The 11,080-nt window shown below is 61.0% G+C and carries 10 protein-coding genes; 5 read left to right on the forward strand and 5 right to left on the reverse strand.

What is annotated here, in order from left to right; genetic code table 11:
- Positions 1-86 precede the first annotated feature (86 nt).
- Both QMX91_RS24300 and QMX91_RS24305 read right to left on the reverse strand, forming a co-directional pair.
- Complete coding sequence (locus QMX91_RS24300) at positions 87-812, reverse strand: 4'-phosphopantetheinyl transferase (protein ID WP_282413504.1); 726 nt, start codon at positions 810-812, stop codon at positions 87-89.
- A 191-nt stretch (positions 813-1,003) separates the two neighbouring features.
- On the reverse strand, positions 1,004-1,795 hold the full coding sequence (locus QMX91_RS24305) for a dienelactone hydrolase family protein (RefSeq protein ID WP_282413505.1): 792 nt from the start codon (positions 1,793-1,795) through the stop codon (positions 1,004-1,006).
- 221 nt (positions 1,796-2,016) lie between these two features.
- On the opposite strand from QMX91_RS24305, the gene QMX91_RS24310 reads away from it, so the two are divergent.
- Together QMX91_RS24310 and QMX91_RS24315 are read left to right on the forward strand one after the other, a co-directional pair.
- Positions 2,017-2,694 (forward strand): response regulator transcription factor, encoded by a 678-nt coding sequence (locus tag QMX91_RS24310; protein WP_098965096.1) that lies wholly within the window; start codon positions 2,017-2,019, stop codon positions 2,692-2,694.
- Positions 2,691-4,037: an ATP-binding protein gene (locus tag QMX91_RS24315; protein ID WP_098965094.1), complete on the forward strand. Its 1,347-nt coding sequence runs from the start codon at positions 2,691-2,693 to the stop codon at positions 4,035-4,037. The genes QMX91_RS24310 and QMX91_RS24315 overlap by 4 nt, the downstream gene beginning before the upstream one ends.
- A gap of 205 nt (positions 4,038-4,242) precedes the next feature.
- Here QMX91_RS24315 and QMX91_RS24320 read toward each other — a convergent pair whose 3' ends face one another.
- Positions 4,243-5,241 (reverse strand): AraC family transcriptional regulator, encoded by a 999-nt coding sequence (locus tag QMX91_RS24320; RefSeq protein WP_223008288.1) that lies wholly within the window; start codon positions 5,239-5,241, stop codon positions 4,243-4,245.
- 350 nt (positions 5,242-5,591) lie between these two features.
- Between QMX91_RS24320 and QMX91_RS24325 the strand changes: the two genes are divergently transcribed.
- A complete protein-coding gene (locus tag QMX91_RS24325; protein WP_027612291.1) occupies positions 5,592-6,926 on the forward strand; it encodes a dicarboxylate/amino acid:cation symporter in 1,335 nt (444 codons plus the stop codon).
- A 256-nt stretch (positions 6,927-7,182) separates the two neighbouring features.
- Complete coding sequence (locus QMX91_RS24330) at positions 7,183-8,364, forward strand: CaiB/BaiF CoA-transferase family protein (protein ID WP_282413506.1); 1,182 nt, start codon at positions 7,183-7,185, stop codon at positions 8,362-8,364.
- A 110-nt stretch (positions 8,365-8,474) separates the two neighbouring features.
- Here QMX91_RS24330 and QMX91_RS24335 read toward each other — a convergent pair whose 3' ends face one another.
- Both QMX91_RS24335 and QMX91_RS24340 read right to left on the reverse strand, forming a co-directional pair.
- On the reverse strand, positions 8,475-8,969 hold the full coding sequence (locus tag QMX91_RS24335) for a SprT family zinc-dependent metalloprotease (protein ID WP_003227192.1): 495 nt from the start codon (positions 8,967-8,969) through the stop codon (positions 8,475-8,477).
- Between the two features lie 148 nt (positions 8,970-9,117).
- Positions 9,118-9,720, reverse strand: coding sequence for a Yip1 family protein (locus QMX91_RS24340; protein WP_007917515.1), 603 nt, complete (start codon positions 9,718-9,720; stop codon positions 9,118-9,120).
- A 444-nt stretch (positions 9,721-10,164) separates the two neighbouring features.
- Between QMX91_RS24340 and ttcA the strand changes: the two genes are divergently transcribed.
- Positions 10,165-10,989: a tRNA 2-thiocytidine(32) synthetase TtcA gene (gene ttcA / locus QMX91_RS24345; RefSeq protein WP_041067551.1), complete on the forward strand. Its 825-nt coding sequence runs from the start codon at positions 10,165-10,167 to the stop codon at positions 10,987-10,989.
- Positions 10,990-11,080 lie beyond the last annotated feature (91 nt).

The raw sequence follows: 11,080 nt of genomic DNA on the forward strand, positions 1-11,080 counted from the left end.
AGCAAGCCCGCTCCCACCCTTGAAATGCATTCCCCTGTGGGAGCGGGCTTGCTCGCGAAGGCGGTGCAACAGTCGCCGAAAAATCCTCAGGCCGGAATGCTGACCAGACTCAACAACTGCCCATCCTGCACCCCAAATTGCGCCTCCAGCTCGGTGCCATTACGCCATTCGCCAGACAAGTCAGTCAGCAAACGCAACCGGACCTGACCCTGCTCCGTCCACTCCAGCACCTCGGCGTGCTCGAAGTAGAAACGCTTCTGCACAATCGGGTACAGCGCCTTGAACAGGCTCTCTTTCACCGAAAACGTCAGGGTCACGCACAACGCCAGTTGTTCCCGCGCACCGGCGGCCATGCGTTGCAGCTCCGGCGGCGTCAGAATCTCCCCGGCCAGGCGTTCGGCGCGCTCGGTCTCGAGCAGGTTTTCCAGATCCATGCCCAAGCCGCGCCAGTGCTGCTTGTTGGCGACAATCGCCGCCGCGTGTCCGGTGCTGTGAGTGATCGAGCCGCAGATGTGCGCCGGCCACACCGGTGCGCGGTCTTCGCCAATCGCCGGAATCACGTTTGAGCCTTCCAGTTGCTGCAGCGCAGCCCGGGCGCAGATTCGTCCGGCAAGAAACTCGGCCTGCCGTTTGGCCACCGAGCGCTGAATGCTCGGCGGCGGCTCGATGGCGCTGCGCTGGAAGTCATCGCCCAGCAGTTGCTTCGGGTCGAAACGGGTACTGAGCAGCACGGTCTCGGGCAACACGTTGGGCAACGGCCAATGGGCGTCGAGCGGGGTGCAGCAGGTGGGGAGGGGCGGGCTGGAATTCATGGCGGGCATTTTGCCGGTTGAAGCCACGACTGGGTAGAGGCTGCACACTTTTGTGGCGAGGGAGCTTGCTCCCGCTGGGGGCAAAGCCCCCCAAATCTGTGGACGAGGTCTGTCAGGTAAACCGCGTCGGCATGTTTTTGCGACGGCTTCGCCGCCGAGCGGGAGCAAGCTCCCTCGCCACAGGGGCAATGTCAGCCAAAGATTTTCTGGAAGAACGCCTTCATGTCCGCCCAGGATTTTTCATCGGCCGCCTTGTTGTAACCGATATCCGGGCCACCATGATCACCGTGGCTCAAGCGATCGGCATCCGGATTGGTGAAGCCATGCTTGGCGCCGTCGAGGCTGAAGAATGTGTAGTCGGCGCCGGCCTTGTCCATCTCGGATTTGAACGCGGTGACGTTGTCTGGAGTGACCATGCTGTCCAGCGCACCGTGCTCGACCAGAACCTTTGCCTTCACACTGCCGGGCGTCGCCGGGGTGGTGGTCGCCAGCGCACCGTGGAAACTCACCACGCCCGCCAGCGGCTCGCCCTGACGCGCGGCGTTGAGCACCACGCCACCGCCGAAGCAGTAACCGATGGCGGCGATTTTATTGACGTCGGTCTGCGGCTGCTTTTTCAGCAGGTTCAACCCGGCCTCGAAACGTTTGCTGGAGGCCGCAGCATCCTGGGTCGCGGCCTGCATGAACGCCATCGCATCTTTCGGGTGCTCAGTGTTCTTGCCTTCGCCGTACATGTCGATCGCCAGCGCGCTGTAGCCCAGTTCGGCGAGATCGCGGGCGCGACGTTTAGCGTAATCGTTAAGGCCCCACCATTCATGCACCACGACGACTCCAGGGCGTTTGCCCTTGATCGCGTCGTCGTAGGCGTAGTAGCCGATCAGTTTGGTGCCGTCGGCACTCTGGTAGGGAATCTCCTGGGTCTTGATCGCGGCGTTGGCCAGACTGCTGGCAGCGAGCAAGGCGAGGGCGAGGAACAGGCGCATGGTCGGTCTCCTTATCGAAAGTGGTCAGGACAGCCTAGTCGATTTGATTCAGTGCAGGTTCACCGAGTGTTCAGGGCAGGTACAGGGGCGGCTTGCTAACCTTGCAGCCTATCGAACAGCAATGAGAAAGTTGTCGCCTGTGCCGTCGCCTTCGCGAGCAGACTCGCCCTCACAAGTATGCTGTTGACGTTGGAGCTTTTTGATTTGCCCGGGAGAGCGTTATGAAACTGTTGGTCGTCGAAGATGAAGCGCTGTTGCGCCATCACCTGCAAACCCGCCTGACGGAGAGCGGTCACGTGGTCGAGTCCGTGGCCAATGCCGAAGAGGCGCTGTACCAGACCGGACAGTTCAACTTCGATCTGGCGGTGATCGACCTCGGCCTGCCGGGCATGGGCGGTCTGGACCTGATCCGCCAGTTGCGTTCCAGCGGCAAGACGTTTCCGATCCTGATCCTCACCGCGCGCGGCAACTGGCAAGACAAGGTCGAAGGCCTCGCTGCCGGTGCCGACGACTACGTGGTCAAGCCGTTCCAGTTCGAAGAACTCGAGGCGCGACTCAACGCCTTGCTGCGTCGCTCCAGCGGCTTCACCCAGTCCACCATCGTCGCCGGACCGCTGTTGCTGGACCTCAATCGCAAGCAGGCATCGCTGGATGAAGAGCCGCTGGCGCTGACTGCCTACGAATACCGCATCCTCGAATACCTCATGCGCCACCACCAGCAAGTGGTGCCCAAGGATCGCCTGATGGAGCAGCTCTATCCGGATGACGACGAGCGCGATCCGAACGTGATCGAAGTGCTGGTCGGCCGTCTGCGCCGCAAGCTCGAAGGCCCGGGCGGGTTCAAGCCGATCGACACCGTGCGCGGTCTCGGCTACCTGTTCAATGAGCGCTGCACTTGATTCGTTCTCTTCGCGTTCGTTTGATGCTCGCCGCCACCACGTTGGCGGTGTTGTTCATGCTTGGCTTGCTGCCGGCCATGCAAGGCGCGTTCAGCCTGGCATTGCAGGACTCGATCGAGCAGCGCCTGGCCTCGGATGTGACCACGCTGATTTCGGCGGCACGTATCGAGAACGGTCGCCTGCAGATGCCGGCGCAGTTGCCTGACGAGCGATTCAACCTTACTGACGGGCGTCTGCTGGGCTACATCTATGATCGCGAGGGGCATCTGGTCTGGCGCTCCAAGGGCACAGAAGAAGGGCAGATCAACTACAAGCCGCGTTACGACGGCATGGGCAATGAGTTCGCGCGGATTCGCCAGGCCAGCGGTCAGGAATTTTTTGTCTACGACGTCGAAGTCAAGTTGCTCGGGGGCAAGAGTGCGGCATTCAGCTTTGTGACCCTGCAACCGGTGCACGAGTACGAATCGACGCTCGAAGGCCTGCGCGACAACCTTTATCTGGGCTTTGGTGCTGCACTGTTTGTCTTGCTTGCGCTGTTGTGGATTGGCCTGACCTGGAGTTTGAAAGCCTTGCGCCGGTTGAGTCAGGAGCTCGACGAAATCGAAAGCGGCACTCGCGAAAGCCTCAGCGAACAACACCCGCGCGAACTGCTGCGCCTGACCGGCTCGCTCAACCGTCTGCTGCACAGTGAGCGCCAGCAGCGCAGCCGCTACCGTGACTCCCTCGATGATCTGGCGCACAGCCTGAAAACCCCGTTGGCGGTACTGCAAGGGGTCAGTGAAGACATGGCCCAACGCCCGGAAGATCGCGATCAAGCCTGGGTGCTGCAAACCCAGATCGAGCGCATGAGCCAGCAGATCAGCTATCAACTGCAGCGCGCCAGCCTGCGCAAAAGCGGCCTGGTGCGCCACCAGGTGCGGCTGCAACCGGTGCTCAAAAGCCTGTGCGACACCCTCGACAAGGTCTACCGCGACAAACACGTGCGGGTGGCCTTCGATCTGCCGGAGCACTGTTACGTGCCGATCGAGCAGGGCGCGCTGCTGGAGATGATGGGCAACCTGCTGGAAAACGCCTATCGCCTGTGCCTGGGTGAAGTGCGCATCAGCGTGCGCGAGAGCCTCACCGGCATCGAGCTGTGCATTGAGGACGACGGCCCCGGTGTGCCGCCGAATCAGCGCGCGCGGATCCTCGAGCGTGGTGAGCGTCTGGATCGTCAGCACCCGGGGCAGGGCATCGGGCTGGCGGTGGTCAAGGACATCATCGAAAGCTACAACGCCAAGCTGATGCTCGGGGATTCGCCGATGGGCGGGGCGGCGTTCAGGATTCAGTTTCCTGCGGTTTAATTGGAAGTTGCCCTCACCCTAGCCCTCTCCCAGAGGTAGAGGGAACTGACCTAAGTGTCTCCAGAAAATGATCGACCTGAGTGATTTGCCTCGAATATGGATTCAGCAGAGAGCATTCAGGTCGGCGTATTTATCGAGCTTCCCCCATCCAGTCCCCTCTCCCTCCGGGAGAGGGTTAGGGTGAGGGGCTTTTGACGTTAAAGCCTCACTGCTCCTGCGCCCGATACGCCCCCGGCGTCAGCCCGGTCCATTTCTTGAACGCCCGATGAAACGCCGAGGGCTCGGAAAATCCCAACTGCTCGGCAATCTGTTGCAACGACAGATCCGCCCGTCCCAGATGATAGATCGCGATGTCGCGGCGCAACTGATCCTTCAATTCCTGAAAACTGCTGCCTTCCTCACGCAAATGCCGACGCAGGGTTTGCGGGCTGATGTGCAGCTGCGCGGCCACCGCTTCGAGGTCCGGCCACTGCGCACTGTCGCGGCTGAGCAAGCGGCGCAGGCGACTGCTGAGGCTGTCGCCGTCGTCCGGGCGCGATAGCAGGTCGGCGGGTGAGCGTTCGAGAAAGTGCTTGAGGGTGCGTTCGTCCTGCAACAGCGGCATGTGTAGATAGCGACTGTGAAACAGCAGGCTGCTCTGCTGGGCGGAAAACACCAAAGGGCAGGGGAATAACAGGTCGTACTCGGCACCGTGCGCCGGTTTCGGGTAACTGACGGTGGCCTGCTCCAGACGAATCCGCTGGCCGATCAGCCAACTGCCGAGGCGATGCCAGATCACCAGCAGGCTCTCGCTGAGAAAGTGATCCGGGTCCCATAACTGCGAGTCATCAAGGCTCAGGCGTACCCATTCGTCTTCGCGGCTCAGGCTCAGGCGCGGAGCCTCGGGGAATAGGCTATAAAACAATAAACCGCGTTGCAGTGCCTTCTCCAGATTGCGGCAGTGGATCAGCGCGTGGCACATCATCGCGAAGCTGCCGGGTTTGCTTGGCGCGTTGCCAAAGCCCAGGTATTCGTCATCCAGCGCCAGCCACAGGCTCTGGATCAGTTGGGTGAATTGCTCCGGGGCGATGCGCGCCCGAGGTTCATCGAGCAACTCGGGGCTGATCCCCAGTTGCTGCAGCAGCGGCGCATAGTCGAACCCCGAACGGCGTGCGCCACCGAGGGCGGCACGGGCGAAATGACTGGCGATGGTACGTTCGCGCATAAGCGGCAGATCCTTCCTCAGGCGCTGGATGGTAGCCGGGGCATGCGCAGGGCAACAAGGCGGATTTCCGCCAAATTGTAGGACGAGAGCCGCTGACTTGGCGGAAATCCGCCACACTGGCGTCACCGGGCAGTGACAAAAAATACTCTGCATCCCCTGATATCAAAAGGCTTGCAGCGAATTGCACCAAAGTGGCACGGCGTTTGCGATAAGAGCGACAGAAGTGTGCGTCTATTCCGCGGGAATAGCGCCGCTCCAACAACAAATCCCTCCAGTGCAGGAGGGTTCGCAATTCAGGTTCTGCGCCCAACAGATGGATGTTGCCCGCGGGACGCTTGAGGACACTTGCAATGACGACTCGTCAGCCACTGTACAAATCCCTGTATTTCCAGGTGATCGTCGCGATCATCATCGGTATTGCCCTTGGTCACTACTACCCGCAGTTCGGTGTGGCGGTAAAGCCACTGGGTGACGGGTTCATCAAGCTGATCAAAATGATCATCGCCCCGATCATCTTCTGCACCGTGGTCAGCGGCATCGCTGGCATGCAAAGCATGAAGTCGGTCGGCAAGACCGGCGGTTACGCACTCCTGTACTTCGAAATCGTTTCGACCATCGCCCTGCTGGTCGGCCTGATCGTGGTCAACATCGTGCAACCGGGCAACGGCATGCACATCGACGTCAGCACCCTCGACGCCTCGAAAGTCGCGACTTACGTGCAGCAAGGCGCAGACCAGAGCGTTGTCGGCTTCCTGCTCAACGTGATCCCGACCACCATCGTCGGCGCGTTCGCCACCGGTGACATCCTGCAAGTGCTGATGTTCTCGGTAATCTTCGGTTTCGCCCTGCATCGCCTGGGTGACTATGGCCGTCCGATCCTCGACTTCATCGATCGCTTCGCCCACGTGATGTTCAACATCATCAACATGATCATGAAGCTCGCGCCAATCGGTGCCTTCGGCGCGATGGCGTTCACCATCGGTGCTTACGGTGTCGGTTCGCTGGTGCAACTGGGTCAACTGATGGCCTGCTTCTACATCACCTGCCTGGCCTTCATCCTGATCGTGCTGGGTGCCATCGCCCGCATGCACGGCTTCAGCGTGCTGAAGATGATCCGCTACATCCGTGAAGAACTGCTGATCGTACTCGGTACCTCGTCCTCGGAATCGGTACTGCCACGCATGCTGATCAAGATGGAGCGTCTGGGCGCGAAGAAATCCGTCGTGGGTCTGGTGATCCCGACCGGTTACTCGTTCAACCTCGACGGTACCGCGATCTACCTGACCATGGCTGCAGTGTTCATTGCTCAGGCCACCGACACGCACATGGACATCACCCATCAGATCACCCTGCTGGTGGTGTTGCTGCTGTCCTCCAAAGGCGCCGCCGGTGTGACCGGTTCGGGCTTCATCGTGCTGGCCGCCACCCTGTCGGCGGTTGGTCACCTGCCGGTGGCCGGCCTGGCGCTGATCCTCGGTATCGACCGCTTCATGTCCGAAGCCCGCGCCCTGACCAACCTGGTCGGCAACGCCGTCGCGACCATCGTGGTTGCCAAGTGGGTGAAAGAGCTGGACACCGACGTGCTGCAATCCGAGCTGGCTTCGGGCGGTCGCGGTATCGCGGATACCCGTCCGGAAGATGACCTGGGTGTGGCTGAAGGTGCTACTCCGAGCAACGTCAAGTAATCTGAATTGGCTCCAGTGTAATGCTGGAGTCTGAGAGCCCTTGTGGTGAGGGGATTCATCCCCGATGGGTCGCGAAGCGGCCCCTTCTTAGATAGAAGGGGACTGCTGAGCAGTCCATCGGGGATGAATCCCCTCGCTACAGGGGTTTTTTATTGCCTGCGATTTGAGCATTACGGTCACTGCCGCTGATGCATCCGGTGATTGCCGTGCGCGGCATCGCTGCCTAGGCTGAGTGCATCGCCCAAGGAGATCGCCCATGTCCGCGCCGCTGGCCTCACTGAAGATTCTGGATTTCTCGACCCTGCTGCCAGGGCCGTTCGCCTCGCTGTTGCTGGCGGACATGGGCGCCGAAGTGCTGCGCATTGAATCACCGACGCGCATGGACCTGCTGCGGGTGTTGCCGCCGCATGATCAAGGTGTGTCCGCCAGCCACGCTTACCTCAACCGCAACAAGCGCAGTCTGGCGCTGGATCTCAAACAGCCTGAGGCGCTGGAGGTGGTCAGGCAGTTGCTGGCCGACTACGACATTGTCCTCGAGCAGTTCCGCCCCGGTGTAATGGAGCGTCTGGGTCTGGGTTATGAGGCGCTGAGGGCGATCAACCCGAAGCTGATTTACGTGTCGATCACCGGCTACGGCCAGACCGGGCCGTACAAGGATCGCGCCGGACATGACATCAACTACCTCGCCCTGGCCGGTCTGTCCAGTTACACCGGCCGCGCCGACAGCGGGCCGTTGCCGCTGGGCGTGCAGGTGGCGGATATCGCGGGTGGTTCGCTGCATGGGGTGATCGGCCTGCTGGCGGCGGTCATCGCCCGGCAGCAGACCGGGCAGGGCACGCATCTGGACGTGAGCATGACCGATTGCGCCTTCAGCCTGAACGCCATGGCCGGTGCCGGCTATCTGGCCTGTGGCGACGAACCGCATTGGGAAGACCAGATGCTCAATGGCGGCAGCTTCTACGACTACTACCGCTCGCGCGACGGGCGCTGGCTGTCGGTGGGCAGTCTGGAACCGGGGTTCATGCAGCAGCTGTGTACGGCGTTGGGCCGGCCGGAGCTGGCGGCGCAGGGCTTGTCGCCGAAACCCGAGCAGCAACGGTTATTGAAGGATGCGTTGAAAGTCGAATTCGAGAAGCACGACTTTGCCGAGCTGCGCGCGTTGTTTGCCGAGGTCGATGCCTGTGTCGAACCGGTCTTGAACCTGAGCGAGGCGGTGCAGCATCCGCAGTTGCAGGCGCGTGAACTGGTGACCCAGGTGCCGCGTGGCGATGGCACGACCCAGGCGCAGATCGCCTGTCCGCTGAAGTTCTCCGAAGCGCTGCCGGCGCCGCGGCATGTCGGCGCAGGGTTGGGACAGCATACTGAGCAGGTGTTGGGGGAGTTGGGGTTTGATGCTGAGCGGATTGCCGAGTTGCGGCGTGCCAAGGTGATTCTCTAGCGTCTGTGCCGGCCCTTTCGCGAGCAAGCCCGCTCCCACAGGGGAATGCATTTCAAAATGTGGGAGCGGGCTTGCTCGCGAAGGCGTCGGCGGCGACAACACCAAACCGGCTATTCCACCCGCATCTCACCACTGAACACCAAAGTGTTGCGGCATCTACGGCATAAATACCGTCGCCCCTGGCGCACCAGGCTATGACGCTGCGCCGAAAACGGAAAATCACTGTCGGCGCACGGGCATTTGTAGATGTAGCGGGTCACGCTGCGGCGTTTGATTGCGTAGGTGTGGCAGCGATCCGGCGGCAGTTCGTAAACCCCGCGCATGATCAGTTGCCACTCCTCGCCGTGCGGCTGGATGCGGTCGCCGAACAGTTGATGGGCGATCAGGTGCGCGACTTCGTGGGCCACGGTCTGCTTGAGGAAGTGTTCGGTGTTTTCCCGGTACAGCTGCGGGTTGAAGCGCAGCAGGTTCTCGTGCAGATGCGCGACACCGGCTTTTTGCCCGCGCAGCTTGAGGCTGACGACCGGGCGTTGGAAATGACGTTTGAAAAAGGCTTCAGCGAGTTGGTAACAGTCTTCGACGCGGGTATTGAGTTGCTCGGGCATGCTTGATGGATCTCCAGAGGCGTCGAGTATGCCGCAACGTTCCTGACTTGCGAATCGCTGACCTGCCGAATGGTCATCCGCCAAACGAGAAGGCCGCCTTGCGGCGGCCTGTATTGGCAGATCTTGTTTTTCTCTGGGGTGAAGCTTGTCAGTTGGTATACACCGGCCCCACGCCGAGGCCCCAGACAATCACGGTGAACGCCATGATGGCCACCAGCACCACCAGACCCACCGCCAGCACTGAGCTGGAAAACAGGAAGCCTTCGTCCGACGGAATGTTCATGAACGTTGGCAGCCCCACGTACAGCAGATACACCGTGTAGCAGATGGCCGCCGTGCCGACGATCATTCCCAGCCACATGTGTGGATACAGCGCCGCCAGCCCGCCGACGAACAACGGTGTCGCGGTGTAGGTGGCGAATGCCACGCAACGGGCCAGACTCGGGTTGGCGTCATAGGTGCGGGCCATCCAGTGCACGAACGCGCCCATCACCGCGACGCCGCCGAGCATCGCCAGGTACGACATCACGGTCATCCAGATCGCACTTTCCACGGTGAGCATCACCGGTGCGCGGTTGCCGATCACCCAGCCGACCTGAGTGGTGCCGATAAACGCCGAAACCGCCGGAATCGCCGCCAGGATCAGCGTGTGCGTCAGGTACATGTGGCTGATGCTTTCCTCTTGGTCGCCACGGATTTCCTTCCATTCCTGATCGGGGTGGGTAAAAAGTCCCACTACGTGATGGATCATGCCAGTCACTCCTCTTGTTATTGCCATCGCCCCCCAGCGGAGCGCCTACGGGCCAAAGGTGGCCGAGCAAATTCAGGTCTTCAGATGTGTGCGACCTTATGTCGCAGTATAGAAAGGACTTAACCGCACAGGGACTAGGGGCTTAGAGCAAATCGCGCTGTAAACCGGCGGGGTAATCGCGGCAGGGTCTTGCACATTTGAGGCCGGATCGACTCTGTGGCGAGGGAGCTTGCTCCCGCTCGGCTGCGCAGCAGTCGCCAATCCTTGCGGTTCGGTGAGTCAGGAAAATAACGGCTGCAGGTTTGGGGGCGCTTCGCACCCCAGCGGGAGCAAGCTCCCTCGCCACAGGGGATCGGTTGAAAGTGACAGACCCACGGCCCTTCGCGCTCCCCGGGTTTTTGCGTAAAATGCCCGCCTTTCGTCACACCTCACGGATTTCGCGTCATGGGCACTCTTACGGTCAACCAGAACAAACTGCAAAAGCGCCTGCGCCGCCTGGCCGGCGAAGCGGTCGCCGATTTCAACATGATCGAAGACGGCGACAAGGTCATGGTCTGCCTGTCCGGGGGCAAGGACAGCTACACCATGCTCGACGTGCTGCTGCACCTGCAGAAGGTTGCACCGATCAAGTTCGAGATCGTCGCAGTGAACATGGACCAGAAGCAGCCGGGTTTCCCCGAGCACGTACTGCCGGCCTACCTGAAAGAGCTGGGCGTCGAGTACCACATCGTCGAGAAGGACACCTACTCGGTGGTCAAGGAACTGATCCCGGAAGGCAAGACCACTTGCTCGCTGTGCTCGCGCCTGCGTCGCGGCACGCTGTACACCTTTGCTGACGAAATCGGCGCGACCAAAATGGCCCTCGGTCACCACCGCGATGACATCGTCGAGACGTTCTTCCTCAACATGTTCTTCAACGGCACCCTCAAGGCGATGCCGCCCAAGCTGCGCGCCGACGACGGGCGCAACGTGGTGATCCGTCCGCTGGCCTACTGCAACGAGAAAGACATCCAGGCCTACTCGGACTTCAAGGAATTCCCGATCATCCCGTGCAACCTCTGCGGTTCGCAGGAAAACCTGCAGCGTCAGGTGGTCAAGGAAATGCTTCAGGACTGGGAGCGCAAGACTCCGGGCCGAACTGAAAGCATCTTCCGCAGTCTGCAGAACGTGGTGCCGTCGCAACTGGCCGACCGCAACCTGTTCGACTTCACCAGCCTGAAGATCGACGAGACCGCGGCTTCGCGCTTCGTTAACGTCGTCAATCTGTAAACACTGTCCCTGTGGGAGCGGGCTTGCTCGCGAAGGCGGTGTATCAGTCGCTATATGCGCCGACTGACACTCAGTCTTCGCGAGCAAGCCC

The organism is Pseudomonas sp. PS01299 (assembly GCF_029960145.1).
In the GTDB taxonomy this organism is placed as follows: Bacteria; Pseudomonadota; Gammaproteobacteria; order Pseudomonadales; family Pseudomonadaceae; genus Aquipseudomonas; species Aquipseudomonas putida_A.